Genomic DNA, 25,573 nt, shown 5'->3' with positions numbered 1-25,573 from the left:
GCAGGGCGGGCTGTGCGCGCGGCATGGCTTGTCCGGGTTCAGGATGAACCGGTCGGGTGCGGCTCGAACGAGACGACGACCCGCCTGGCCTTGATCCGGCCGTGCACGCCATAGCTGGAATCAAAGCTTAGCGTCGTGCCGTCGGAATCAATCTCGATGCTGAGCGCGAAGATAATTCCGGCTTCCGTGAAGTCGGACAGCTCGACCTCGATCAACTCGAAGATCGTGAACGTGACGTCCACGTGCTTCTTCAGCACGAAATAGCCGCGTGCGTCGACTTCGGACGTCATCTGGAAGGCATGAACGACCACGCAGCTTGGCGCGCCCTGGCGGAGCTCCAGCTCTCGCAACGTCGCATCATGGAATGAGGGGGCACTCTCGAACCAGGCGCACAAGTCTGCACCACCTTCAAGATCGCTAATCGCTGCCTTCGCCATCAAAGATATCCCGCGCGCAAATCTGTTGCGCAAGCTACCGGGATTTCGATGACCGTGCACCTCACGCCGGGCTTGCGACTGGCCGGGACTACCGCCGCGCCACCAGCACGCCCACCAAGAACGCCACCACCAGCGACGGCAGCGGTGCTTCGCGGACCATGCCGCGAACGATGTCCTGCCAATGCTGCTCTGGGACCAGTCTTGGAGATCTGACTTCGGCCATCGGCGTCATGCCCCAATCCGATGCGAGATCGGCGATCTCGCGTCGTGCGATCCGCGCCCCATCGCGCACGCGAAAAATCGCCGCCTCCGCTCGCTCGCGCGGCGCGAGCGCCATCAGCGTCGCGATCGCCGTGCGCAACGTCATCTCGCCAAAACCTTGCAGCCGCACCGACTCCTCGGGGTCGGACATCATGCGAAAATCCTCACAGCGCGAAGTGGTGCGCGATGGTGAAGGCCGCCGTCGCGCACAGGACCAGCGTGGACACTGCGCCGGCCACGCCGCGCGCGAGATCGGCTCGCGTCAGGTGCCTGGTCATGATTCTTCTCCATGCTCAGCATGGAAATGGCGGCGGTGGACGTTGGTTCCTTGCCGGCCCGCCGAATCATTGGGCCTGTCTACTTCCGCAGCAGCTCGCTCAAAGCCGCCGTCGCCTCGGCGCAGCGGATGTCGTCGATCTCCCGCGAGAGGCCGAGCGCGCTCGCTTTCAGCTCTTCGATTTTCCAGCTGTCAGGATGCTGGCTTTCCAATTGGCTGAGACGCTTGTTCAGCTCGTCCAATCTGGATTGAAGCTGCCCGATGCTGGCGGCCCCATTCACTTTCCAAACGCGTTGTGCACGCATCGTCATTCCCCTGCAGAGCGTTTTCGAGCGAAGTGGAAACCGGTTCGCGTGAAGAAAACGCGTCAAAACAAGAATCCAGAGCCCCATTGCGATCGGATCGGAAACGGCTCCAATCCTCACGGCGTTGTGAGCAGGGTTCGTGGCCGGAATGGGCGTTTCTTTTGTCCGGCATTAGACGGTGGGGAACCGTTGCAGTTTGGCAACGAAAGTTCCCGATTACGCCGCGCTCGGTTGACGCTGCGCGATGCATCTCAACAGCCGCGGGATCTGGTTGTGCGCGATCGCGACGATGCGCCAGGCGCCGGCGATTTTTGCGAGACTGTAGGTCGCCTGGAAATCATAGAGAGGGTTCGACGCGCGGTCGCGCACATCCATGCGCAGCGAGGCCTGCACCAGCCGTGGCGACAATTCCAGGATCGACAGATCGTGGATGCGCCCCGACGGCGCGCCGAGCTGGCGATGCAGCTCGACGACCCGGCTCATCGTCGCCAGGCATTGCTGCCGGTTCGCGATCGCGATCAACGTCACTTCATCGCTGTCCGAGACGATGTGGCTCGGATACGCCACGCAATCGGCGATGGCGTCGGTATCCAGCGCCTCGAACGCTGTGCAATAGGTCTGGAAAAACGCCTCGACGTCCACAGCCAGCTGGTTCGACATGTCGTCTGCTCCGCATCAAGCATTGACTTCGAGGGGGAGCGTAGGCGCGCAAGATTACAATTTGGCGTCGGCACTTTCCGCTTGGCGGAAGCTCACCTGCCGCACAGTTGGGCATCGTGCCGGGCAGCGAGGCTGTGCGTACGGCGCGCGGCGCGCTAGGCTCGGCTTCGACGCAATTCGTAGGACGAAGGACAGACGCGTGGCGAGATTTGTGAATGTCGCGGCCGGCCAGCTTGGCCCGATCGCGAGAGCGGAGACGAGGACCGAGGTCGTAGCGCGGCTGATGGCATTGATGCGCCAGGCGCATGCGAACGGCTGCGACATCATCGTCTATCCCGAGCTCGCGCTGACCACGTTCTTTCCGCGCTGGCATTTTGAGGATCAGGCCGAGATCGACGCGTTCTTCGAGCGTGAGATGCCGGGCCCGGAGACGCGCGCGCTGTTCGATCTCGCGCGCCAGCTCGGCATCGGCTTCTACCTCGGCTATGCCGAGCTGACGGTCGAGGCTGGGGTCACTCGCCGCCACAATACGTCCATTCTGGTCGACAAGAGCGGCGCGATCGTCGCGAAATACCGCAAGGTCCATCTGCCCGGCCACGCCGAGCACGAGCCGTGGCGCAAATTCCAGCATCTGGAAAAGCGCTATTTCGAGCCCGGCGCCGGTTTTGGCGTGGTCGATGCCTTCGGCGGCGTGATGGGCATGGCGATCTGCAACGATCGCCGCTGGAGCGAGACCTACCGGGTGATGGGCTTGCAAGGCGTCGAGATGGTGATGATCGGCTACAACACGCCGGTGCACAATCCGCCCGCGCCGGAGCATGACGACCTCTCGCTGTTCCACAATCATCTGGTGATGCAGTCCGGCGCCTATCAGAACGGCACCTTCGTGGTCGGCGTCGCCAAGGCCGGCATCGAGGAAGGCGTCGACCATATCGGCGGCAGCTGCATCGTCGCGCCGTCCGGCGAGATCATTGCGCGTTGCACGACCAAGGGCGACGAGCTGGCGCTGGCGCGCTGCGATCTCGATCTCTGCAACTCCTACAAGCGCACCACCTTCAACTTCGACATCCACCGCCAGCCGCGAGCCTACGGGATGATCGTGGAGCGCAAGGGCGTGGCCACCATGGCGGACGGATCCCCGGTGCGGCCGAAGGGGTGAGCGTGGTGGTTTGCGACGCCATTTCTCCAACGTCGTCCCGGCCTTCACCGGGACGACGTTGAGCGCAGGGTCCCATCCGGGGTCTCACGCTGCCCGACGGGCAAAACATCTGCAAAACCTGTCAACCCGCCTGCATAAAAATATTCGACTTTACAGAAATTCGGAATTGGCGTATGTGTCGCGGTATCCCGGCTCATCCTTGAGGGGCGATCTCGTGTCGTCTTGATTGCGAGCCGGGCTTGCGGTGGACGCGGGCAGCGTCGGGTGCGAGAGGTGCGGGCAGGGCGGGTAGTCCCTGTGAGCCCGAAACCGCGTGCGGACGAACGGCGCTGCAAGGCTCGTCTCGCCTGTAAGTTTCCGGCTCCGTCGACAGGGCCGGGAAAACTGCGGCGAAAACGGCGGGCCGTGCGTACGGCAAAACCGTGTGGTCCTGGCCGTCGTTGCTACGGTCAAGCCTTTCGCGGAGATGTGCGCGAGCCCAACCGGGCAGACGGCATCGTCAATTCGCGGGGTGAGGGAGGCCAGAAGGAAAGTTCGGCTCCCGGGAGAGCACGGCATAAGCCGTCCGACCATCGCGCAGGGAAGGCCGAGTGATTGGCACCACCTGTATGCTGCTGTGCGGTCTTTTTGCGCTACCTTTTCGCGCAGCAGACCGCGGGTGCGAGGTCAGCACCCGGCCTTCCCTGCGCCCTCTTGGATAGGGGGTGGAGCGACCAAGCAAAGCTCGGGCGAATTGCGCCGCGAGAACGAGAAACTGCGTCTGCGATTCAAGGTGCTAGCTGGATGAGTGATGCTGTTGCCTCATGCTCCGTCGTTGCGAGCGCAGCGAAGCAATCCGGAGTCTTTCCGCGGCGGCAGTTTGGATTGCTTCGCTGCGCTCGCAACGACGATGTGGAGGCGGCGCGCCCCTCCATCACCGTCACCCGCGCAATGACAGCCCAATCACAACCACGTGTCTTTATTCGGAAACGATCATTCCCTATTATGCCGCAATGCAAAAAGCCGTCCGCCAATCCGAGCCCGCTCCCCATCCGCCCGGCCGTCCCCGGGAGTTTGACATGGACACCGCCCTGGACGGGGCGGTGCGGGTGTTTTGCGAGCGCGGTTATCATGCCACCTCGATCGGAGACCTCACCGCTGCGATGCGGCTTGCCACCGGCAGCGTCTACAAGGCGTTTCGCGACAAGCACGCCGTATTCGTCGCCGCCTTCGAGCGTTACGCTTCGGTGCGCGGGGGGCAAACCCGCGGTGCGGCGGCGCGGGGTGCGAATGGCCGCGAAAAGCTGCGCAACGTGCTGCTGTCCTATGTCGAGCACTCCCAGGGCAGCGAGGGGCGCCGCGGCTGCATCGTGGTCGGCAGCGCGGTCGAGCTGTCGGCGGTCGATCCGGTGATTCGCGCGCGCGTGACCGCGCAGCTCAAGACCAACGAAAATTTCATCGCCGGCCTCATTCGCGAGGGACAGGCCGACGGCTCGATTCCGGAGCATGTCGAGGTCGACGACACTGCGCGGCTGATGATCTGCATGACGCAGGGCCTGCGCGTCGTCGGCAAGGCGCGCCTGCCGCTCGACGGCCAGCGCCTGGTCGAGGTCGCAATGAAACTGCTCGCCTGAACATTTGTCAAATTAGGAAATGACCGTTTCCTATATGCGGAAACTTTGAAGTGTCGGAGAGTTTGGAATGACGATGAATGCCACCATCGAGACCGCGCCGGAGCAGGATGCGGTGTCGCAACGACTGACCTTCGTGCTGGCCGCGGCCTGTGGCATGATCGCCGCCAACATCTATTATGCCCAGCCGCTGATCGCGCCGATCAGCGCCGCGCTCGGTCTTTCGCATGCAGCCAGCGGGCTGATCGTGACCATGACGCAGATCGGCTACGGCACGGGGCTGCTGTTCATCGTGCCGCTCGGCGATCTCGTCGAGAACCGTCTGCTGATCTGCACCGTCATCACGCTCGGCGCCGCGGCGCTGCTTGCGGCGGCGTTGTCGACCCATGCGCTGCCGTTCCTGATCGCCGCGCTGTTCATCGGGCTCGGCTCGGTCGCGGTGCAGATCATCATCCCCTATGCGGCGCATCTCGCGCCGGAAGCCATTCGCGGCCGCGTCGTCGGCAACGTCTCGACCGGCTTGATGCTCGGCATCATGATGGCGCGGCCGGTGTCGAGCTTCGTCACCGCGGCGCTGTCCTGGCACGCGGTGTTCTTCGCCTCCGCCGCGCTGATGATCGTGCTCGCAACCGCGCTCTGGCTGACGCTGCCGAAGCGCAATCCCGTCGCGCGCATGCATTACGGCGCGCTGCTGATGTCGATGCCGCATCTGGTGCGGACCACGCCGCTGTTGCGGCGCCGCGCGCTTTACCAGGCGAGCCTGTTCAGTGCCTTCACGCTGTTCTGGACGGTCGCCCCGCTCCAGCTTGCGCGCGAATTCGGCTTCACCCAGCGCGGCATCGCGCTGTTCGCGCTCGCCGGCGTCGCCGGCGTGTTCTCGGCGCCGATCGCCGGACGGCTCGCGGACCGCGGCCACAGCCGTGTCGCGACCCTTGTCGCGATGCTGCTTGCCGCCTTCGGCTTTCTCGTGAGCTATATCGGCGCGGCCGGATCGATGCTCAACCTCGCCTGCCTGGTCGTCGCCGCGATTGCGATCGATCTCGGTGCGCAGGGCAATGTGGTGCTCGGCTTCCGCGCCATCTTCCTGCTCGGGCACGAGCATCGCAGCCGGCTCAACGGCCTCTACATGGCGACGTTCTTCGCGGCCGGCGCCGCCGGCTCCGCGCTCGGCGCCTGGGCGTTCGCCATCGGCGGCTGGACGCTCGCCGCCGCGATCGGCCTGGCCTTGCCCGTCGCGGGCTTGCTCTACGCCGCCACCGAGTGACGGCGCGGCGTGATTGTGCGCTGCGGCTTAACCAAGCCCCAACCAAGGCTATTTCCACCTCGCGGTTTCGGCGCGGCTGTAGTACTTTGGTCGCAATCGGGCCTGGTTAACGGGCGGCAGAGGGAGGCCAATGAGGCCAATGAGGCGTCCGGAACTGTTCGGCGTACCGCGAGTACGGCCATGGTCGTGGCAGGCATTTCTGCTCGGTTTTGCAATCGTGGCGGTGTCAGCCGTGGTTCAAGGCGCGTGCGTCGCCCTCGGCGCAAAGCTCTATTTCGCGGCATTCCTGCCCAGCATCTTCGTGGTCGGCATTCTTGCCGGTGCGCCGGCGGCCGTCTTCGCCGTGCTGCTCGTCATACCGCTGGTGTGGTGGGCATTCATGCCGCCCTTCTTCGAGTTCAGCCCGTTGACCAGCGCGTACGCGGATTCCATCAACCTGTTCTTCCTGCTCGCCGTGCTCCTGATCGGCCTCGCCGACCTCTGTCGCGAGACCATGGCGATTATCAGTCGCGGCGGGCTGAAGCGATCGGGCGAGAGCGCGGCAACGAATCCGCAATAAATGGCTGAGCGCGTTGCCCTCCCGCAACAGTCCGGCAACCATCGCCGCGTTCGGTCCAAGCCGCTAACTTTTCAAAAAAGATTTGGCCGCATTTTCTTCCGCGGGAATGACGTGGGAGTTTTCGACATGAACGGCCGAATGAATGGTCACGCCATCTTTGAAAACGTGCGCCGCTATCGCGGGATCGCATCGCTCTATCGCCAGACCGCAGCGTTTCGGCCGGGCCAGCGCTGGTCGCTGCTGGAACAGGCCAGCGAGTGGGAAGCCCGCGCACTGGCTGAGCTCGAAGCCTATTTCGCGACGCGGCCGGATTACGCCGCCCCGCTCGCTGCCTGATCGTTAACCATGGCCGGGGGCGAGCGATGACGACATTCAACCGCATCTTCACGACAGAGCGCCTGCTTCAGATCATTCTCGTTCTGGCGGCGACGGTCGCGATGAAGCTGATGAGCTGACCGCCGCGGACGATCGCGCGCCGAACTCGGGCACGTCGGGCAGATAGTTCGCGCCCTCCGAGCCCAGGAAATCGAACATCGCCTGCGCCGGCGGCAGCAGCACCTTGTCGCTGCGGCGGATCACATACCATTGCCGGACGATCGGCAGGCCGGCGACGTCGAGCACGACGAGGCGGCCTTCGGCGAGCTCATGCGCGACCGTGTGCGCCGAGATGAAGGCAATGCCGAGGCCCGCGATCACCGCCTGCTTGATGGTCTCGTTGCTGCTCATCTCCATGCCGATGATCGGCTCGAGATCCGACTTCTGGAACATGCCCTCCATCAGCGTCCGCGTGCCAGAGCCCGGCTCGCGGGTGAGGAAGGTCTCGTGGACGAGATCGGTCAGGCTCAACCCGGAATCCTTCTCCAGCCAGTGCCCCTTGCGCGCGATGATGACGTGCGGATTACGCCCGAGCTGACGGACATCGACGCTGACGTCGGCCGGCGGCCGACCCATCACGGCGCAATCGAGATCGTAGCCATGCATGGCCTCGCGGATCTCCTCACGATTGCCGATGCTGAGCTTGATCTCGATCTTCGGATGTCGCTTCGAGAACGCCGCGATCGCGCGCGGCACGAAATACTTTGCCGTCGAGACCGCGCCGAGATGCACCGTGCCGCCGGTCCTGCCCGCGAGCAGATCAAGCGCGCCCTGGCAGTCCGTGATGGCGGCCTCGACGCGCTCGGCGAGCGCCAGCACCTCTCGGCCAGCCTCCGTCAACAGCATGCCATCGCCGGTCCGCTGCACCAGCGGCAGGCCGGCGAGGTCTTGAAGCTGCCGCAGCTGCTGCGTCACGGCCGGTTGCGTCAGCCCAAGCTGGGTCGAGGCCGCGGTGACGCTGCCCTTGGCCGAGAGCGCCGCGAGCGAGCGGAGCTGTCGGATCGTGAGATGCCGGAGCTGGGTCGCCGCGTGGCCGGAGCCATTATAAGAAAATTCTTTGACGCTCATTATGAATAGAAATTTTCCTTATTAAGCCGGCCCTGTCAATCTCATCGTGCTGGGACCGACCGCACCTGCCTCCGCCGGGGGAAAATGGATGCGGCGCCAGCAAGGGGATGGACGCAGATGACCGGGCAACTCAGGCTGGACGACCACCTTCAACGGTATTCCGAGACGGCGCCGCACGCGTTGGCCGTGGCTGCCGCAGTCGACGCCATCGCGGCGGCGGCAATCGAGATTGCCGACCTCACCGGCACGGGAGAACTGGCGGACGCCTCGGGCCTGACGACGGGCCGCAACAGCGACGGCGACGTGCAGCGCGATCTCGACGTGCAGGCGGACGCGATCCTGCGCCGCTGCCTCAGCAAGCTACCGATCGCGGCGCTGGCGTCGGAGGAGATGCGCGAGCCGCAGACCGGCGATCGCGAAGCCAAGATCTGCGTCGCGATCGATCCGCTCGACGGCTCCTCCAACATCGATATCAACATGACCGTCGGCACGATCTTCTCGATCCTGCCGGCGCCGGACGATCTCGCGCTCGCCTTCCACCAACGCGGCTCGGCGCAGCTCGCGGCGGGCTTCGTCACCTACGGCCCGCAGACCTCGCTGGTGCTGACCCTCGGCGACGGTGTCGACATCTTCACGCTCGATCGCAAGGCCCGCTGCTTCCGCCTCGCGCGCAGCGGCGTGCAAATATCAGAGGCCTGCGAAGAGTTCGCAATCAACGCGTCCAACCGTCGGCACTGGGACCCGCCGGTGCGCGCCTTCGTCGACGAATGCCTCGCCGGTGTCGAAGGGCCCGCGAACCACAATTTCAACATGCGCTGGATCGGCTCGCTGGTCGCGGAGGCCTATCGCATTCTCACCCGCGGCGGCGTGTTCCTCTATCCCTCCGACGCGCGGCCCGGCTATGGCGACGGCCGCCTGCGTCTCACCTATGAGGCGCACCCGATGGCGATGATCATCGAGCAGGCCGGCGGCTCCGCCTCGACCGGGCGCGAACGCATCCTCGACCTCGCAGCGCAAAGCCTGCATCAGCGCGTGCCGCTGATTATGGGATCGAGCAACGAGGTGCGGCGCGTCGCGGAATTGCACTGTGATCCGCTGCTGGTCGCGAGCGTCTCCGCGCCGCTGTTCGCGCGGCGCGGCTTCTTCCGGCTGTGAGAGGAGGTCGCTCATGTCCCGCAAGCACCCGATCATCTCGATCACCGGCTCGTCCGGCGCCGGCACCACCTCGGTCAAGAGGACGTTTGAGCAGATATTCTTCCGCGAGAAGGTCAACGCCGTCTACATCGAGGGCGATGCGTTCCATCGCTACGACCGTGCCGAGATGCGCACGCAGATGGCCAGGGAGGCCGAGCGCGGCAACAAGCATTTCAGTCATTTCAGCCCCGAGACCAATCTGTTCGAGGAGCTGGAGCGTGCCTTCCGCGACTATGGCGAGACCGGCACCGCCGTGACGCGGCACTACGTTCATGACGCCGAGGAATCCGCGCTGCATGGCGTAGCGCCCGGAATCTTCACCGAATGGGAGCGACTGCCCGAAAATTCGGACCTGCTGTTCTACGAAGGTCTGCACGGCGCCGTGGTCACCGAAAAGGTCAATGTCGCGCGCTACGCCGATCTCAAGATCGGCGTCGTGCCCGTCATCAATCTCGAATGGATCCAAAAGCTGCACCGCGACCGCAGTGCGCGTGGTTACTCGACCGAGGCGGTTACCGACACGATCCTGCGGCGGATGCCGGACTACATCCACTACATCTGCCCGCAATTCACCGAGACCGACATCAACTTCCAGCGCGTTCCGACGGTGGACACGTCGAATCCGTTCATCGCGCGCTGGATCCCGACGCCGGACGAATCGATGGTCGTGATCCGCTTCAAGAATCCGCGCGGCATCGACTTCCCGTATCTGCTCTCGATGCTGCCGCAGAGCTGGATGTCGCGCGCGAATTCGATCGTGTGTCCGGGCGCGAAGCTTGATCTCGCGATGCAGCTGATCCTGACGCCTCTGATCATGCAGCTGATCGAGCGCAAGCGCAGCTCGAAGTGAACAAGGAGAGTATCCGATGAATATCTCCGTCCACGCCGAAGCAGACCTCTACGCCGTCGCGCATAGCGATCTCGCCAATGCCGTCCGCTTCCTCGCGGTCGATGCCATCGAGATCTCGCAGTCCGGTCATCCCGGCCTGCCCATGGGCATGGCCGACGTCGCGACCGTGCTGTTCTCGCGCTTCCTGAAGTTCGACTCCGCGCACCCGAATTGGCCGGATCGCGATCGCTTCGTGCTCTCGGCGGGCCACGGCTCGATGCTGCTCTATGCGCTGCTGCATCTGACCGGCGGCGATGTCAGCCTCGACGACATCAAGGCGTTCCGGCAATGGGGCTCCAAGACGCCGGGTCATCCGGAACACGGCCATACGCCTGGCGTCGAGACCACGACAGGCCCGTTGGGGCAGGGGATCGCGACCGCCGTCGGCATGGCGCTGGCCGAGCGCATGGCCAATGCGCGGCATGGCGATGGGCTCGTCGATCACTTCACCTATGTCATCGCCGGTGACGGCTGTCTGATGGAGGGCATCAGCCAGGAGGCGATCTCGCTCGCCGGCCATCTCGGGCTCGGTCGTCTGATCGTGCTGTTTGACGACAACGGTATCTCCATCGACGGGCCGACCTCGCTTGCGACATCGGATGACCAGCTCGCACGCTTCGCCGCATCCGGCTGGTCGGTACGTCGTGTCGACGGGCATGATCCCGAAGCCGTCGCGCAGGCGATTGCCGAGGAGCGTGGGAGCGCAAAGCCGTCGCTGATCGCATGCCGCACCATCATCGGCTACGGCGCGCCGGACCGGCAGGGCACCGAGAAGGCGCATGGTGCGCCGCTCGGCACCGAGCAGACCGCGGCAGCGCGACGGGCCCTTGGTTGGGATTATCAGCCCTTCGTGGTGCCTGTCACGATCATGAAGACGTGGCGGATGATCGGGCAGCGCGGGCAGGTCGATCGTCTTGCCTGGCTCGATCGCTACGAAGACGCGACGCCGGGGCAGCGCGATCTGTTCGTCGAGGGCAAGGCGGTCGCGCTGCCGGAGGCCTATGTACTGGCCGCGTCGAAATTGCGCGAGCGCTTTGCCACCGAGCGTCCGAAGCTTGCGACGCGGCAGGCCTCGCAACAGGTGCTCGACGGCATTGCCGGCACGATCCCCGGACTCGTCGGCGGCTCTGCGGATCTGACGCATTCGAACCTGACGCACGCCAAGGCGCAAACTCCGGTCAAGCGCGACGCGTTCGCCGGCGACTACATCCACTATGGCATCCGCGAGCACGGCATGGCTGCGGCGATGAACGGCCTCGCGCTGCATGGTGGCTTCATTCCCTATGGCGGCACGTTCCTCGCCTTCTCCGATTACAGCCGGCCGGCGATCCGCCTTGCGTCCTTGATGCGGCTGCGGGTCATTCACGTGATGACTCACGACTCCATCGGGCTCGGTGAGGACGGCCCGACGCATCAGCCGGTCGAGCATCTCGCCGCGTTGCGCGTCATTCCCAATCTGCTCGTGTTCCGCCCGGCGGATGCCGTGGAGACGCTGGAAGCCTGGGACTGCGCATTTGAGGCGGAAGATCGCCCGTCCGTGCTGTGCCTGTCGCGCCAGGCCTTGCCGACCTTCCGCAGCGATGCGCGGGGCCGAAACCGCGTCGCGCGGGGCGCCTATCTCGTCGTCTCGCCGGAAGGTGGTCGCGACGTGACGCTGATGGCGACCGGCTCGGAAGTCTCGATCGCGCTGGAGGCTGCGCGCCTGCTTGCGACCGAACACGTCCGCGCGGCCGTCGTCTCCGCACCCTGCTTCGCGTTGTTCGAGGAGCAGCCGGAGGATTACCGCGCCTGCGTGCTCGGTACCGCGCCGCGCGTCGGCGTCGAAGCGGCCATCGTTGGCGATTGGCATCGCTGGATCGGAGCCGATGGCGAATTCGTTGGCATGCGCGGCTTCGGCGCCTCGGCACCGGCGCCCGTGCTCTACCGCGAATTCGGCATCACGCCGCAAAGCGTCGCCGAAGCCGCCCGCCGGGCGATCGCCCGAGCTCGCAAGCAATAACAGGAGGACTCTTCGTGGCCCGTATCACCCTTCGCCAGTTGCTCGATCACGCCGCGACCTGCGGCTACGCGGTACCTGCGTTCAACATCAACAACATGGAGCAGGGCATCGCGATCATGCAGGCGGCGGCCGAAGTCGACGCGCCCGTCATCATCCAGGCTTCGCGCGGTGCCCGCAGCTACGCCGGCGACATCATGCTCTCGCACATGATCGACGCGCTGGAGCGGACCTATCCCGACATTCCGCTTTGCATGCACCAGGACCACGGCAATGACGAGGCGACCTGTGCTTCCGCCATCGCCCATGGGTTCACTTCCGTGATGATGGACGGCTCGCTCAAGGCCGATGCCAAGACCGCGGCCGACTACGACTACAATGTCGCAATCACCCGTCGCGTCGTTGATCTCGCCCATTGGGTTGGCGCCTCCGTCGAAGGCGAGCTCGGCGTGCTCGGCTCGCTCGAGCATGCCGGCGGCGAGCAGGAAGATGGCCACGGCGTCGAGGGCAAGGTCAGCCATGAGCAGCTGCTGACCGATCCCGACCAGGCCGTCGATTTCGTCAGCGCGACCAAAGTTGACGCGCTGGCGATCGCGATGGGCACCTCGCACGGCGCCTACAAGTTCAGCCGCAAGCCGGACGGCGACATTCTGGCGATGCGGGTGGTCGAGGAGATTCATCGCCGGCTGCCGAACACGCATCTGGTGATGCACGGCTCGTCCTCGGTGCCGCAGCCGCTCCAGGACATGTTCAATCAGTTCGGCGGCGAGATGCCGCAGACCTGGGGTGTGCCGGTGGAGGAGATCGTCCGCGGCATCAAGAGCGGCGTGCGCAAGGTCAATATCGATACCGATTGTCGTCTTGCCATGACCGCGGTGTTCCGCAAGGTCGCAGCGCAAACGCGCTCCGAGTTCGATCCGCGCAAATTCCTCAAGCCCGCGCTGGACGCGATGCGCGAGCTTTGCCGCGATCGCTTCGAGCAGTTCGGTACGGCAGGCCACGCCGGCAAGATCAAGATCGTTCCCTTGAGCGAGATGGCACGGCGCTACCGCACCGGCGAGCTCGACCCGCGCACCGGCGCGCGCGAGTCGGTCGCGGCCTAATCATTCAGAGAGAGAAAAGCAGGAGAGAGCCATGAATGCACATGCAGGAACGGTCCGCGGCAAAGAGCGCTATCGCTCGGGCACGATGGAATACGCGCGCATGGGCTATTGGGAGCCCGAATACACGCCGAAGGACACCGACGTCATTGCGCTGTTCCGCGTCACGCCGCAGGAGGGCGTCGATCCAATCGAAGCCTCCGCTGCGGTTGCCGGCGAATCCTCGACCGCGACCTGGACGGTGGTGTGGACCGATCGCCTGACCGCCGCGGAGAAGTACCGCGCAAAGTGCTACCAGGTCGATCCGGTGCCGGGCACACCAGGCTCTTACTTCGCCTACATCGCCTATGATCTCGACCTGTTCGAGCCGGGGTCGATCGCCAACCTCTCGGCCTCGATCATCGGCAACGTGTTCGGCTTCAAGCCGCTCAAGGCGCTACGGCTGGAGGACATGCGCTTCCCCGTTGCCTATGTGAAGACATTCCAGGGACCTGCGACCGGCATCGTGGTTGAGCGCGAACGGCTCGACAAGTTCGGCCGGCCGCTGCTGGGCGCGACCGTGAAGCCGAAGCTCGGGCTCTCGGGCCGCAACTACGGCCGCGTGGTCTACGAGGCGCTGAAGGGCGGGCTCGACTTCACCAAGGATGACGAGAACATCAACTCGCAGCCCTTCATGCATTGGCGCGATCGCTTCCTCTATTGCATGGAGGCGGTGAACCGCGCGCAGGCGGCCTCCGGCGAAGTGAAGGGCACTTACCTCAACGTCACCGCGGGCACGATGGAAGACATGTACGAGCGCGCGGAGTTCGCGAAAGAGCTCGGCTCGTGCATCGTCATGATCGACCTCGTGATCGGCTACACCGCGATCCAGTCGATGGCGAAATGGGCGCGCCGCAACGACATGATCCTGCATCTGCATCGCGCCGGTCACTCGACCTATACGCGGCAAAAGAGCCACGGCGTGTCGTTCCGCGTCATCGCCAAATGGATGCGGCTCGCCGGTGTCGACCACATCCATGCCGGCACGGTCGTCGGCAAGCTCGAGGGCGACCCCAACACGACGCGCGGCTATTACGATGTCTGCCGCGAAGACTTCAATCCGACCAGGTTGGAGCACGGTCTGTTCTTCGACCAGAACTGGGCGAGCCTCAACAAGATGATGCCGGTCGCCTCCGGCGGCATCCATGCGGGCCAGATGCACCAGCTGCTCAATCTGCTCGGCGAGGATGTCGTGCTGCAATTCGGCGGCGGCACCATCGGCCATCCCATGGGCATTGCGGCCGGTGCGATCGCCAACCGCGTGGCGCTGGAAGCGATGATCCTCGCCCGCAACGAGGGACGCGACTACGTCCACGAGGGCCCGGAGATTTTGGCCAAGGCGGCGCAGACCTGCACGCCGCTGAAGTCCGCGCTCGAAGTCTGGAAGGACGTCACCTTCAACTATCAATCCACCGACACGCCGGACTTCGTGCCGACGGCGCTCGAGACCGTTTGAGGAGACGCAAGATGAAACTCACCCAGGGCTGCTTCTCGTTCCTGCCGGATCTGACCGACGACCAGATCACTAAGCAGGTGCAATACTGCCTTGTCAAAGGCTGGGCGGTGAACATCGAGTTTACCGACGATCCGCATCCCCGCAGCACCTATTGGGAGATGTGGGGGCTGCCGATGTTCGATCTCCAGGACGCCGCCGGTGTGATGATGGAGCTCGCGGAGTGCCGCCGGGTCTATGGTAACAGCTACATCCGCATCAGCGGATTTGACTCAAGCCATGGCTGGGAATCAGTGCGGATCTCGTTCCTCGTCAACCGCCCGCCGCAGGAGGCCGAGTTCGAGCTGGTGCGGCAGGAGGTGGGCGGCCGCGTGATCCGCTACACCACCGTGCGAAAGCCGGTCGCGCACGTCACTCAATAACCATTCTGCTCCGCGCGGAGCGCTCCCTGCTCCGTATCCTTGGCGGACCACTGCTTCGCCGCTTCCCCCCGCGGCGAAGCTCTTTTCTTCGAGGTGCCGATGCTCGACGTTCCCCACGCAACGACCACTGAGCCCAACGAGACCCATTTCGATCTCCGCAAGGAGGCTGAAATCGCCGGGATCACCGATACGCTGCAACAGCTCGAGCAGGAGCTGATCGGGCTGCGGCCAGTCAAAAGCCGTGTGCGCCAGATCGCGTCGCTGCTGCTGATCGAGCGTATCCGGCAGCGCGCGGGATTGGCGTCTGCTCTGCCGACGCTGCACATGTCGTTCACCGGCAATCCCGGCACCGGCAAGACCACGGTGGCGCTGCGCATGGCAAAAATCCTGCACGGTCTCGGCTTCGTGCGGCGTGGGCAGGTGATCTCGGTCACGCGCGACGATCTGGTCGGGCAATATATCGGTCACACCGCACCGAAGACCAAAGAGATATTGAAGAAGGCGATGGGCGGCGTGCTCTTCATCGACGAGGCTTATTATTTGCATCGGCCCGACAACGAGCGCGACTACGGCCAGGAGGCGATCGAGATCCTGCTTCAGGTGATGGAGAACCAGCGCGAGGACCTCGTTGTGATCCTCGCCGGCTATGGCGAGCGCATGACGAGCTTCTTCGCCTCCAATCCCGGCTTCCGCTCGCGCATCGCCCATCACATCGAATTTCCGGATTATGCCGAGGCCGAGCTGCTGGTCATCGCCGAGCTGATGCTCAGGGAGCGCGGTTACCGCTTCTCGGCCGCGGCGCGCGAGGCGTTCGAAAAATACATCGCGCTGCGACGGACCCAGCCGTTCTTCTCCAACGCCCGCTCGATCCGCAACGCCGTCGATCGCATCCGCCTGCGGCAGGCCGATCGCCTGATGTCCGATCTCGACCGGATGCTCGATGTTGCGGATCTCGAAACCATCGACCCGGCCGACGTGCTGGCGAGCCGCGTCTTCAGCGGCGGGGCCGATGCGCGGAGTGCCAAGCCATGACCAGAGAGATACTCATTGCGCCCTCGATCCTGGCGGCGGATTTCGCGCGCCTTGGCGAGCAGGTCGGGGCGATCGACGCGGCCGGCGCCGACTGGATTCATTGCGACGTCATGGATGGCCATTTTGTCCCGAACATCAGTTTTGGCGCCGACGTCATCAAGGCGATCCGACCTGTGACGTCGAAGATCTTTGACGTGCATCTGATGATCGCCCCGACCGATTCCTATCTCGAGGCGTTCGCAAAGGCAGGCGCCGACGTCATCACCGTCCATGCGGAAGCAGGCCCGCATCTCGACCGCTCGCTTCAGGCGATTCGCACGCTCGGCAGGAAGGCCGGCGTTAGCCTGTGCCCGGCCACGCCCGAGAGCGCCATCGAATATGTGCTCGATCGCATCGATCTCGTGCTGGTGATGACGGTCAATCCGGGCTTCGGCGGCCAGTCTTTTCTCGAATCCCAGATCGAGAAGATCGGGCGCATTCGGAGCATGATTGGCGAGCGGCCGATCCGGCTCGAGGTCGATGGCGGCATCACGCGCGACAATGCCGCCGCCGTTGCCGCCGCGGGGGCGGATACGCTCGTGGCGGGTTCCGCCGTGTTCCGCGGCAGCAGCGCCGACTATGCCGCCAACATCGCGGCCATTCGCATCGCCGCCGAAGCTGGCCGAGTTCCGAAGATGCAGGATAATTCCGCGCAGCTGCTGCGTGCCGGCGAGACTGCGCGCATCCGGTAGACTACGGATGGGTCGCGCTCCAAAGCGCACTGGAGGTTGTTGTCCCAAGGTGCACCACTTTTATCCGGGGTTCTACGGAAGATTCCACGCAAAGCGGTTTCCCCCTTCATGCCGGGGTAACCAACGTCGCTGAGACGAAAGTGCGATTAACGCCCGGGCAATGCTAAGCGTTTCAATCTGCGGTTTAGGAACGCGAGAGAGCGCGGGGATGCGGATCGAATCTTTCGGCAGGCATGAGGCCTGCACGCGGTGCGGGGCGGTGGCATGACCATGCATCGCCTGCTCGCCGAGCAGCTTCGCTGCGCCACCGACGCCAACGGCCAGGTCGATATCGTCAAGCTCGGCGAACTCGTCAGCGCGGCTTACGAGGCCAACGACCGCGACCGTCAACGGTCGGCCGATGCGCGCGCGCAGACGCATGATGAGGTCGAGCAGGACCTGCTACGGACGCGTGAGTTCCTCGATACCATCGTCGAGAACATCCCGATCGCCGTATTCGCGAAATGCGCGAAGGATTCCCGCTACATTCTGCTCAACCGTGCCGGCGAGGACTATTATGGCCTGCCGCGCGAGCAGATGCTGGGCAAGACGCCGGAGGAGATCTTTCCGGCGGACGTCGCCCGCGTGGTCAGTGAGCAGGACCGCAGGGTCGTCGACAGCGGCATGCCGATGTTCCTCGAGGATCATTTGCTCGAAGTGGGCGTCAAGGGGCACGACCGCGTCATCAATTCGCGCAAGATGCTGATTACCGACAGTGCCGGCGAGCCGCAATATCTGGTCGGCGTGATCGAGGACGTCACCGAGCGCGTGACGACCCAGGAGCGGATCAGTCATCTTGCCCATCATGACGTCCTGACCGATCTGCCGAACCGCAGTGCCTTCAACGTGGCGCTGGGCGAACGGCTGGAGCGGGCGCAGGAGGCCTCGACCAGCTTTGCTGTGATCAGCCTCGATCTCGATCGCTTCAAGGAGGTCAACGACGTCTTCGGCCATCCCGTCGGCGACATGCTGATGCGGGCGGCGGCAGATCGTATCGCAGCGGAAGCCGACGGCGCCTTCGTCGCCCGCATCGGCGGCGACGAGTTCATGATCCTGATGCCCGATGACGTCTACCGCGAAGAGGTTCTGGCGCTCGCGGAACGCCTGGTCGAGGCGATCGGCAACGAGCTCGAGGTCGACGACTATCTCTCGCATGTCGGCCTGAGCGCCGGCATTGCCGTCTACCCCGATGACGGCGTGGACGCGGCGACGCTGCTCGCGAACGCCGATTCCGCGCTCTATCGCGCCAAGCGCGAGGGCAGGGGCAGGGTCCGCTTCTTTGAAACCGAGATGGATCAGGAGTTGCGCGACCGCAGGTTGTTGCAGCACGATCTGCGGCAGGCGCTCGAGCAGAACCAGCTTGTTGTCTACTTCCAGCCACAGGCGAGGATGGATGGCGAGGTCATCGGCTTCGAGGCGTTGCTGCGCTGGAACCACCCGACACGCGGCTTCGTGCAGCCCGACCAGTTCATTCCGCTCGCCGAGGAGAACGGGCTGATCATCCAGATCGGCGAATGGGTCCTGCGCGAGGCCTGCCGCGAGGCGGCGTCCTGGCCACGGCCGTTGCAGGTCGCAGTCAATCTCTCGCCGGTCCAGTTCCAGGCGGGCGACCTCGAACGCTCCATCCACCAGATCCTGCTGGAGACGGGGCTCGCGCCGACCCGGCTCGAGGTCGAGATCACCGAAGGTGTGCTGATCGGCGATTTCACCCGCGCGCTGAACTTGCTGCGGCGGCTGAAAGCGCTCGGCATTCGTATCGCGATGGACGATTTCGGCACCGGGTACTCTTCGCTGTCCTATCTCCAGTCGTTCCCGTTCGACAAGATCAAGATCGACCGCAGCTTCATCGCCAACCTCGAGGCGACGCCGCAATCGGCCGAGATCGTCCGCGCGGTCCTCAGTCTGGCGCATGCGCTCAACATCCCGGTACTCGCCGAAGGCGTGGAGACGGAAGCGCAGCGCGCCTTCCTGGAGCGCGAGGCCTGCGAGGAGGTGCAGGGCTATCTCGTGGGACGTCCCGATTTGATCGAGCGGTATCTCGATCTGATCGGTGTCGCGGTCGAGCGGCGCCTCTCAGCCTAGGCCTGCGCCCCATCAAGCTGAGTTCCGCGTGCAAGTCGGCGCGATAGGAACTAAAGTCGGCGCACGTGTTTCTCAAAAGTTAACTGCGATCAGGCGCGCCGTGAGCGCAGCAAATGTTTTGCACAATCGCCATCGGCCTGACGCAAATCAGGATAATAAGCCGAATGAATGCGAGGGAGGGTCTCATGGAGAACGTACGTCGCTACCGTGCACTGGCGTCCCTCTGCCGTCAGCAGGCGGCCTATCGGCCGCTCCAGAACTGGCAGCTCCTTGGTCAGGCCGAGCATTTCGAACATCTCGCCGAGATCGCGCTAAAGGCGCATTTCGACGCGTGCAATGCGCAACGCGAAGAGGACGCTCTCGCAGCCGCGGCATGGGAGACCCCCGCCGCGGCTTAAGGCGCTCTATTCGCCATTCCTTTCAACACTTCTCGCTGCGGCCGCCGGCCGCAGCACCTTTGCCAAGAATTAATCGCGTGGACGGGACACCGTAAGGTGCGAGCGTCCATGTTGCGTGCAAGGCGACACCTTCACCAACATGGACATTCCGACATGAACGACCGCGTCAATTCCGACAACACCACCACGTCCCGCAAGATCCTGAAGCCGCGCCGGCTCGCGTTGCTCGGCACCGTGGCCGCGCTTGGCGTGGCCGTGCTGGCCAGCTCGCCCGCGTCCGTGCCGTTCGGCGTGACCTCCCTGATTTCGCCCGCGCAGGCCGCGGAGACCGCTGCGACGCCGCCGGGCTTCGGCGATCTCGTTGCCAAGGTCAAACCCGCCGTCATCTCGGTGCGGGTGAAGATCGACCAGGACAACGACAAGAGCGCGATGCTGCAACAGAACCGGATGGATTCCGACGAGGATTCGCCGTTCGACCAGTTCTCGCGGCAGTTCCCGGGCGGGATGAACGGCATGCCGCGTCAGCGTCACCAGGTGATCACGGGCGAGGGCTCCGGCTTCTTCATCTCGGCTGATGGCTATGCCGTGACCAACAACCACGTCGTCGATCACGCCCAGTCGGTGCAGGTGACGACGGATGATGGCACGATCTACACCGCGAAGGTGGTCGGCACCGATCCCAAGACGGATCTCGCGCTGATCAAGGTCGAGGGCAAGGCGAACTTCCCGTTCGTGAAATTCTCCGAGCAAAAGCCGCGCATCGGCGACTGGGTGGTCGCGGTCGGCAATCCCTTCGGCCTCGGCGGCACCGTGACCGCGGGCATCGTCTCGGCCAGCGGCCGCGACATCGGCAACGGGCCCTATGACGACTTCATCCAGATCGATGCTCCCATCAACAAGGGTAATTCCGGCGGTCCGGCCTTCGACATGAACGGCAATGTGATCGGTGTGAACACCGCGATCTTCTCGCCCTCGGGCGGCTCGGTCGGCATCGGCTTCGACATTCCGTCCACGACCGCGAAGCTCGTGGTCGCGCAGCTGAAGGACAAGGGCGCAGTGACGCGCGGCTGGCTGGGCGTGCAGGTGCAGCCGGTGACGGCTGACATCGCCGACAGCCTCGGCCTGAAAGAGGCGCGTGGTGCGATCGTCGACAATCCGCAAGCGGATAGCCCGGCGGCCAAGGCCGGCATCGAGGCGGGTGACGTCATCACCGCCGTCAACGGCAACGCGGTGAAGGACTCCCGCGACCTCGCCCGCACCATCGCGACTCTGGCCCCGGGCACGTCGGTGAAGCTCGACGTCTTCCACAAGGGCGAGAGCAAGACGGTGACCTTGGCGCTGGGTGAGCTGCCGAACGAGCGGCAGGCACAAGGAAACGGCAAGTCCGACGACGGCAAGGTGCAGCCGGGCACGCCGCGCCTTGGCCTCAGCCTGGCGCCGGCCGGCGACGTCCAGGGCGCAGGCCAGAAGGGCGTCGTGGTCACCGAGGTCGATCCGCAGGGACCAGCCGCGCAGCGCGGCATCCAGACCGGCGACGTCATCCTCAATGTCGGCGGCAAGCCGGTCGCCAATGTCGGCGACGTCCGCTCTGAGCTCGCACAGGCCAAATCGTCCGGCAAGAACAGCGTGTTGTTGCAGGTGAAGAGCGCCGAGGCGACCCGGTTCGTCGCGGTGCCGCTGGCCTAAGCCCGAACTGGTCGACGCAAATCCAAAAGGCGGCCTGCGGGCCGCCTTTTTCGTTCTCACCTGCGAGATACCCACAGGCTGGCGATAACATTCGCGTTAACGGCAGCAATGATGACGGGTTCGTCCGAAAAAGCCGCGTTCGCTGGCCAGACTCAGGAGTAGCGTATTGCGCTTTGGCGGCAATGAAGACGCCAAGGTGAATCGCCGAGTGGAACTTCGGACGTCCGGCCGCCTTGTGGAACCGGCCGGTGGTTCGCATTGATCGGTGCCGACATGGATCGATTGAAGCTCTCGCTGAGGTGCGCGCTGCTCGTGGCGCCGTTCGTTCTGTCGACCGGAAGCGCCTTGGGGCGCGATGACGGCCGCTACGCCGACTCGCCGCTGAAGCCCTGGTTCGACAGCCTGCGCAGTCATCTCGGTCCGTGCTGCTCGGATGCGGATGGCGTGGCTGTGGCCGATCCCGATTGGGAATCGTTCAAAGGGCATTACCGGGTGCGGCTCGATGGCCAGTGGGTCGAAGTCCCCGATGATGCCGTCATCACTGAGCCGAACCGTGCCGGCCGCACCATGGTCTGGCCGGTCAAGACTGCGTTTGGCATTTCGATCCGCTGCTTCATGCCGGGCAGCATGATCTGACGCCGGCCAATGTCACCGCTTGGCGGATTTGCGCGCCGACCTCTTCTTGGCAGACTTCTTGGCCGTCGTCCGTTTCGACGCCGGGACCTTCTTGCCCTTCTTGCGTGCCTCTGACAGGCCGATCGCGATCGCCTGCTTGCGGCTTTTCACGCGTCCGCCACGGCCGCCGGGGCCGCTTTTCGCCGTACCCTTCTTGTAGCGCCGCATCTCGCGCGCGACATCGTCGCCGGCGCTAGACGAATAGCGGCGCTTCGTTGCCTTGCGTGCCATCAACTCTCTCCCTTGGCCCGGGGAGAGAACCGGATGACGCAGGCAACGTTCCTGATTGCGCGGCACGCGCTCAGAACGAATTCGCCAGCTCAATCTCCGCCTCGAGCACCTGGATGCGGTGCGCCGCTTCAGTGAAGGATAGATCCCGATCGTACTGCGCGGGCTGGTAAGCCTCCTCGCTCAGCCGTTTCAGCTTCAACCCCTGCGCACGGGTCATCTGCTCCATCAGGAAAACCTTGGCGTCGTATTTACCCTGAACCTGCATGTCCGCTCTCCATCCTGGAATCGTGACTTGACTATATGTTCTTATTTTGTTCTAACAAGCCATGGACAACAGAATTAATGAAATCCGACGTAAAGTCAGTGCCTTGAGGCTGGAGATGGCCTCCATCGAGGCAGCTGTGCGCGACCTCGTCAATCGCGACCGCGACTGCACCGAAAAGGCCCTGGCGCAGATCGATCTGCGCCGGAAAATCAACCTGCTGATTGGCGAGTGGAAGGCGGCCGGCGGTGGCGACGTGCTGCCGGATGTCCGCGACCGGGTTCGTCTGCGTCCGCTGAAGAGCGAGAGCAGGCCGGCACGCCTGGCGGTGCGCCGCTGAGACATCCTCCCTTGGGAGTTTTGCTCCGCTGAGAGGTTTGGAGGCGCGCGGTGGAGGACGACCCGGACAGCTACCGGATCCTGAAACTGCGCGCCGAGCTCCTCGAGCTTGGCTCCGCGATCCGCCAATTGCAGCGAGCGGGCCTCGACGACGCTGCGGCCCAGCTCCTGATCGCGCGCAAGCGGGCGCAGCTCGACCATCTCGTGAAGACGAATTCCGCAGGCAGCAAGCCTTAACATCACTGACATCCGACGCAGCTAAAGCGGTCGCACAACGCGACATGCCGGAGCTCGTGAATGCCGGATGCCGAAATGACTGCCCTGCTGCGGGCGGTGCTTGATGAAGTCTGTGCCGGCATTCCCTGGTCGGAGGTGACGACGCGCGAGCGTGTTGCCGAGAAACTGCGCGAAGCGGCACGAACGGGGCGCTGCTCGGTCGACGATCTGAAGCGGGCCGGCCGGGAGGCCCTGACCCGCGCGCCGACCATGTGGCCTTGACCGCGCAGCAATGCAAAAGGCCCCGCCGGTCGCGGGGCCCTTCGGGAACTGCAGCGAGCCTACTTGGTGTTGCTCGTGGCGCCCTTGTTGTTCGACATGGTGCCGCCCTGATCGGAGCCGGGGCCAGAACCACCCTGGCCCGAGGCATCGCTGCCCTTGGACTTGGTGTTGGCGCCCGTCGTCTGCGAAGACGAGGTCGAGGAGTCGTGCTTCGCCTTGTGCGATTTGGCCTGCGCGGCAAACGGCGCGGCTGTGAGGCTGGTTGCTAGCATCACGGCGAGAGCGAGCTTGGTCGTCTTCATGCGTGGGAACTCCCTGAGTTGAATTGACGCAGGCAGCCAACCGCCGTTGGCCGCGGGAGTTCCGAACAAAGCGCCGCATGTACATCACGCGGGCTTCAAGATTCCTTGTCCTCGTTGAGGATGAACACAACGCCCGTAAGCGCTGCACCGATCGCAAATGTCGTCACCAGCGAGACCACAAAGACGAAGACCGCCCCGCTTTCGCCATGGTTCACCAATTCCGCGATCGCAGGATTGGCCAGAATGAGCGTGAGCGTGAAGGCAAGACCAAGCGCTGCGCCCATCATTGCCTGCGTCATTAGCCTGATGAGGCCGGCGGAAGAGATCAGGCTTGGAGATTTTTTTGGCGACTTTCTCGCACGCATGGAACCGCCCCTCGATGTTGCATGAAACGCGGCCGGTGATTGCAGGTTCCATCCGCTATGAACGATTTGTCACGGTGGGCTTCATTCGAGGTTCATGCGGATCTTGCGAGGATGAACACCAACAACACGGGAACATTCGATATGGGCAAGGTTGTCTTTCTCTATCGCTCGCTGGCCTATCGCAATGCAGCGGCCGACATGCTGCGCAAGGCCCGCAAGCTGCCGCGCGGCGCGGAGCGTAGCGCGGCCCGCCGTTACGCCACCGCGCTGCGCGATCTCGCACGAACGGAAGCGTGGCTCGAAGGTCGCGTCGCTGACGAACCTCGACCGACGCACCGACTAAAAGTAGCCGCGTCGCGTTAACCCGACGCGCGCTGGAGCTCAGGCGGGGCGCCGGCGTCGAACTTGTCCTGCGCTGCCGACGTGGCCGCGCTCTTGCGCGTCAACGGCACCTCGAGGCGGCACAACAGGCCTTCGGCACGCCAATCGAACTGCGCCTGTCCGCCGAGCTGGGATTCGACGCTCGCCAGCAGGCTTCGCGTGCCGAAGCCGCGCGATTTCGGCGTCCTGACGAGCGGACCGCCGGATTCCTCCCATGTCAGCGTCAGAAGGTCGTTCTCGGCCTGCCAGCCGATCGTGAGCCGTCCCGATCGTGTCGAGAGCGCGCCATACTTGGCCGAGTTGGTGAAGAGCTCGTGCAGCGCCAGCGCCAGCGTCTGCGCGGTCGCCGGCAGCAGTTGCACCTCGGGACCCGCGAGCTTGATCTGACCGCCGAGCGAATAGGGCGCAAGCTCCTCCTCGATCAGCCTGGAGAGCTCGGCGCCCTGCCAGCTCGACAGCGACAGGATGGTGTGCACGCGCGCCAGCGCATTGATGCGCCCCTCGACCGCGTTGACATAGGCCTTGACCTCGTCGGCGCGGGTGAGGCGCACGATCGACTGCGCCAGGGCGAGCGCATTCTTGGCGCGATGATCGACTTCACGCGCCAGGAGGTTCTGCCGCTCCTCGGCGCGCTTGCGCTCTGTGATGTCCACGGTCACGCCGCTGACGCGTACCACACGCCCGCTCTCGTCCACCGTTGCCGCGGCCGTGCCGACGCACCAGCGCACCTCGCCATCGGGCCGGCTGACGCGGAATTCCCCCTCATAGGCACGCGCGCCGGTGTTGAATGCGGCGATGGCCTGTCGGAACTGATCGACATCGTCAGGGTGCAGCAGCGCCTGGATGTTTGCGGAGCCGACGCTGAAGGTCTCCGGCGTCACGCCAAAAATACGGTACTGGCCTTCGTCCCACATCCAGTCGCCGTTGATCCAGTCCCAGTCCCAGGATCCCATCTTGCCGGCGGCGATAGCCATGCTGCGGCGTTGCTCGCTCTCGCGCAACTTCGAGGTGGAGTTCTCCAGTTCCGCCGTCCGCGCGCGGACGCGGTCCTCGAGCTCCTGGTTCAGCCGCTCGAGCTCGCGGGTCTTGCGGTAGAGTTCCGCGAATACCTTGATCTTGGCGCGCAGCACCTCCGGTACCACCGGCACCGGCACGTAGTCGACCGCGCCCATCTCGTAGCCGCGCAATCGGTCGATGTCGGAGACCTGGATGGCCGAGATGAAGATCATCGCGGTCTTCTGGAAGCGCGGATGCTCCCGGATCATCGCCGCGAGCTCGAAGCCGTCGAGCTCGGGCATGCAAACGTCGACCAGGATCACTGCGATCTCGGTCTTGAGCAGCACCTCCAGCGCCTCGCGGCCGGACGAGGCGATCACGAGGTTCTCGCCGAGTTCCTTCAGGATCACCTCATAAGCGAGCAGCTTGGCGGGCTGGTCGTCGACGAGGAGAATGTTGACCTTTTCATGGTCCATTCGTGGATCCCA

31 protein-coding genes are annotated in these 25,573 nt (G+C 64.4%); 21 read left to right on the top strand and 10 right to left on the bottom strand.

Going from position 1 to position 25,573, the window contains the following annotated elements; genetic code table 11:
* Positions 1-38: 38 nt before the first annotated feature.
* The 4 genes from IC761_RS26430 to IC761_RS26415 all read right to left on the bottom strand — a co-directional run bounded on the left by IC761_RS26430 (position 39) and on the right by IC761_RS26415 (position 1,940).
* A complete protein-coding gene (locus IC761_RS26430; protein ID WP_195799614.1) occupies positions 39-437 on the bottom strand; it encodes a hypothetical protein in 399 nt (132 codons plus the stop codon).
* 88 nt (positions 438-525) lie between these two features.
* Positions 526-852 carry a hypothetical protein gene (locus IC761_RS26425; RefSeq protein WP_195799613.1) on the bottom strand — a complete coding sequence of 109 codons (327 nt, stop codon included), beginning with the start codon at positions 850-852 and terminating at the stop codon, positions 526-528.
* 203 nt (positions 853-1,055) lie between these two features.
* Positions 1,056-1,286, bottom strand: a complete 231-nt coding sequence (locus IC761_RS26420; RefSeq protein WP_246791322.1) for a hypothetical protein — start codon at positions 1,284-1,286, stop codon at positions 1,056-1,058.
* A 210-nt stretch (positions 1,287-1,496) separates the two neighbouring features.
* Positions 1,497-1,940 carry a DUF6841 family protein gene (locus IC761_RS26415; RefSeq protein WP_195799612.1) on the bottom strand — a complete coding sequence of 148 codons (444 nt, stop codon included), beginning with the start codon at positions 1,938-1,940 and terminating at the stop codon, positions 1,497-1,499.
* A 199-nt stretch (positions 1,941-2,139) separates the two neighbouring features.
* On the opposite strand from IC761_RS26415, the gene IC761_RS26410 reads away from it, so the two are divergent.
* The 5 genes from IC761_RS26410 to IC761_RS26390 all read left to right on the top strand — a co-directional run bounded on the left by IC761_RS26410 (position 2,140) and on the right by IC761_RS26390 (position 6,868).
* Complete coding sequence (locus IC761_RS26410; protein ID WP_195799611.1) at positions 2,140-3,099, top strand: N-carbamoyl-D-amino-acid hydrolase; 960 nt, start codon at positions 2,140-2,142, stop codon at positions 3,097-3,099.
* A 992-nt stretch (positions 3,100-4,091) separates the two neighbouring features.
* Positions 4,092-4,712, top strand: a complete 621-nt coding sequence (locus tag IC761_RS26405; protein ID WP_195799610.1) for a TetR/AcrR family transcriptional regulator — start codon at positions 4,092-4,094, stop codon at positions 4,710-4,712.
* 67 nt (positions 4,713-4,779) lie between these two features.
* The gene (locus IC761_RS26400) at positions 4,780-5,973 is read left to right on the top strand and encodes an MFS transporter (protein WP_195799609.1); all 1,194 of its coding nucleotides are present in this window, start codon (positions 4,780-4,782) and stop codon (positions 5,971-5,973) included.
* A 139-nt stretch (positions 5,974-6,112) separates the two neighbouring features.
* The gene (locus IC761_RS26395) at positions 6,113-6,532 is read left to right on the top strand and encodes a DUF4118 domain-containing protein (protein WP_195799608.1); all 420 of its coding nucleotides are present in this window, start codon (positions 6,113-6,115) and stop codon (positions 6,530-6,532) included.
* A gap of 126 nt (positions 6,533-6,658) precedes the next feature.
* Entirely contained in the window at positions 6,659-6,868 is a 210-nt protein-coding gene (locus tag IC761_RS26390) for a hypothetical protein (protein WP_195799607.1), read from the top strand.
* A 72-nt stretch (positions 6,869-6,940) separates the two neighbouring features.
* Here the strand turns inward: IC761_RS26390 and IC761_RS26385 are convergent, their stop codons facing one another.
* Positions 6,941-7,975: a LysR family transcriptional regulator gene (locus IC761_RS26385; RefSeq protein ID WP_195799606.1), complete on the bottom strand. Its 1,035-nt coding sequence runs from the start codon at positions 7,973-7,975 to the stop codon at positions 6,941-6,943.
* A gap of 117 nt (positions 7,976-8,092) precedes the next feature.
* Between IC761_RS26385 and IC761_RS26380 the strand changes: the two genes are divergently transcribed.
* The 12 genes from IC761_RS26380 to IC761_RS26325 all read left to right on the top strand — a co-directional run bounded on the left by IC761_RS26380 (position 8,093) and on the right by IC761_RS26325 (position 21,672).
* Positions 8,093-9,130, top strand: coding sequence for a class 1 fructose-bisphosphatase (locus IC761_RS26380; protein ID WP_195799605.1), 1,038 nt, complete (start codon positions 8,093-8,095; stop codon positions 9,128-9,130).
* 13 nt (positions 9,131-9,143) lie between these two features.
* Complete coding sequence (locus IC761_RS26375; protein ID WP_195799604.1) at positions 9,144-10,019, top strand: phosphoribulokinase; 876 nt, start codon at positions 9,144-9,146, stop codon at positions 10,017-10,019.
* A 16-nt stretch (positions 10,020-10,035) separates the two neighbouring features.
* Entirely contained in the window at positions 10,036-12,057 is a 2,022-nt protein-coding gene (tkt, locus tag IC761_RS26370; protein WP_195799603.1) for a transketolase, read from the top strand.
* A gap of 14 nt (positions 12,058-12,071) precedes the next feature.
* Positions 12,072-13,157 carry a class II fructose-bisphosphate aldolase gene (gene fba, locus IC761_RS26365; RefSeq protein WP_195799602.1) on the top strand — a complete coding sequence of 362 codons (1,086 nt, stop codon included), beginning with the start codon at positions 12,072-12,074 and terminating at the stop codon, positions 13,155-13,157.
* Positions 13,158-13,188: 31 nt separating this feature from the next.
* The gene (locus tag IC761_RS26360) at positions 13,189-14,649 is read left to right on the top strand and encodes a form I ribulose bisphosphate carboxylase large subunit (protein WP_195799601.1); all 1,461 of its coding nucleotides are present in this window, start codon (positions 13,189-13,191) and stop codon (positions 14,647-14,649) included.
* An 11-nt stretch (positions 14,650-14,660) separates the two neighbouring features.
* Complete coding sequence (locus tag IC761_RS26355; protein WP_195799600.1) at positions 14,661-15,068, top strand: ribulose bisphosphate carboxylase small subunit; 408 nt, start codon at positions 14,661-14,663, stop codon at positions 15,066-15,068.
* 99 nt (positions 15,069-15,167) lie between these two features.
* Positions 15,168-16,100, top strand: a complete 933-nt coding sequence (gene cbbX / locus IC761_RS26350) for a CbbX protein (protein WP_195799599.1) — start codon at positions 15,168-15,170, stop codon at positions 16,098-16,100.
* Positions 16,097-16,831 (top strand): ribulose-phosphate 3-epimerase, encoded by a 735-nt coding sequence (gene rpe / locus IC761_RS26345; RefSeq protein WP_195799598.1) that lies wholly within the window; start codon positions 16,097-16,099, stop codon positions 16,829-16,831. Before cbbX ends, rpe begins: the two co-directional genes overlap by 4 nt.
* A 264-nt stretch (positions 16,832-17,095) precedes the next feature.
* Entirely contained in the window at positions 17,096-18,952 is a 1,857-nt protein-coding gene (locus tag IC761_RS26340) for a putative bifunctional diguanylate cyclase/phosphodiesterase (RefSeq protein ID WP_195799597.1), read from the top strand.
* A 185-nt stretch (positions 18,953-19,137) separates the two neighbouring features.
* On the top strand, positions 19,138-19,350 hold the full coding sequence (locus IC761_RS26335) for a hypothetical protein (RefSeq protein WP_195799596.1): 213 nt from the start codon (positions 19,138-19,140) through the stop codon (positions 19,348-19,350).
* 153 nt (positions 19,351-19,503) lie between these two features.
* A complete protein-coding gene (locus tag IC761_RS26330; RefSeq protein WP_195799595.1) occupies positions 19,504-21,036 on the top strand; it encodes a Do family serine endopeptidase in 1,533 nt (510 codons plus the stop codon).
* Positions 21,037-21,309: 273 nt separating this feature from the next.
* On the top strand, positions 21,310-21,672 hold the full coding sequence (locus tag IC761_RS26325) for a hypothetical protein (RefSeq protein ID WP_195799594.1): 363 nt from the start codon (positions 21,310-21,312) through the stop codon (positions 21,670-21,672).
* Between the two features lie 12 nt (positions 21,673-21,684).
* On the opposite strand, the gene IC761_RS26320 is transcribed toward IC761_RS26325, so the two are convergent.
* Both IC761_RS26320 and IC761_RS26315 read right to left on the bottom strand, forming a co-directional pair.
* Complete coding sequence (locus IC761_RS26320) at positions 21,685-21,942, bottom strand: DUF6496 domain-containing protein (RefSeq protein WP_195799593.1); 258 nt, start codon at positions 21,940-21,942, stop codon at positions 21,685-21,687.
* 70 nt (positions 21,943-22,012) lie between these two features.
* Positions 22,013-22,207, bottom strand: a complete 195-nt coding sequence (locus IC761_RS26315) for a DUF3072 domain-containing protein (RefSeq protein WP_195799592.1) — start codon at positions 22,205-22,207, stop codon at positions 22,013-22,015.
* Positions 22,208-22,322: 115 nt separating this feature from the next.
* Here IC761_RS26315 and IC761_RS26310 point away from each other — a divergent pair, with 115 nt between their 5' ends.
* From IC761_RS26310 to IC761_RS26300, 3 genes are read left to right on the top strand one after another with little or no spacing between them, the layout of a single operon-like run.
* Positions 22,323-22,544, top strand: coding sequence for a hypothetical protein (locus IC761_RS26310; protein WP_195799591.1), 222 nt, complete (start codon positions 22,323-22,325; stop codon positions 22,542-22,544).
* Between the two features lie 50 nt (positions 22,545-22,594).
* A complete protein-coding gene (locus IC761_RS26305) occupies positions 22,595-22,780 on the top strand; it encodes a hypothetical protein (RefSeq protein WP_195799590.1) in 186 nt (61 codons plus the stop codon).
* 60 nt (positions 22,781-22,840) lie between these two features.
* Entirely contained in the window at positions 22,841-23,041 is a 201-nt protein-coding gene (locus IC761_RS26300; RefSeq protein WP_195799589.1) for a hypothetical protein, read from the top strand.
* A gap of 59 nt (positions 23,042-23,100) precedes the next feature.
* Here IC761_RS26300 and IC761_RS26295 read toward each other — a convergent pair whose 3' ends face one another.
* Both IC761_RS26295 and IC761_RS26290 read right to left on the bottom strand, forming a co-directional pair.
* Positions 23,101-23,343 (bottom strand): hypothetical protein, encoded by a 243-nt coding sequence (locus IC761_RS26295; protein ID WP_195799588.1) that lies wholly within the window; start codon positions 23,341-23,343, stop codon positions 23,101-23,103.
* Between the two features lie 95 nt (positions 23,344-23,438).
* Positions 23,439-23,630, bottom strand: a complete 192-nt coding sequence (locus IC761_RS26290) for a hypothetical protein (protein WP_246791320.1) — start codon at positions 23,628-23,630, stop codon at positions 23,439-23,441.
* Positions 23,631-23,819: 189 nt separating this feature from the next.
* Here IC761_RS26290 and IC761_RS26285 point away from each other — a divergent pair, with 189 nt between their 5' ends.
* Entirely contained in the window at positions 23,820-24,071 is a 252-nt protein-coding gene (locus IC761_RS26285) for a hypothetical protein (protein WP_246791319.1), read from the top strand.
* On the opposite strand, the gene IC761_RS26280 is transcribed toward IC761_RS26285, so the two are convergent.
* Positions 24,068-25,561, bottom strand: coding sequence for an HWE histidine kinase domain-containing protein (locus IC761_RS26280; protein ID WP_195799586.1), 1,494 nt, complete (start codon positions 25,559-25,561; stop codon positions 24,068-24,070). The two genes, IC761_RS26285 and IC761_RS26280, sit on opposite strands and share 4 nt — an antisense overlap.
* Positions 25,562-25,573: the final 12 nt, after the last annotated feature.

This window comes from Bradyrhizobium commune (genome assembly GCF_015624505.1).
GTDB classification, from domain to species: domain Bacteria; phylum Pseudomonadota; class Alphaproteobacteria; order Rhizobiales; family Xanthobacteraceae; genus Bradyrhizobium; species Bradyrhizobium commune.
The sequence above is the reverse complement of the archived record's forward strand: the minus strand, read 5'-3'. Positions and strand labels throughout refer to the sequence as shown.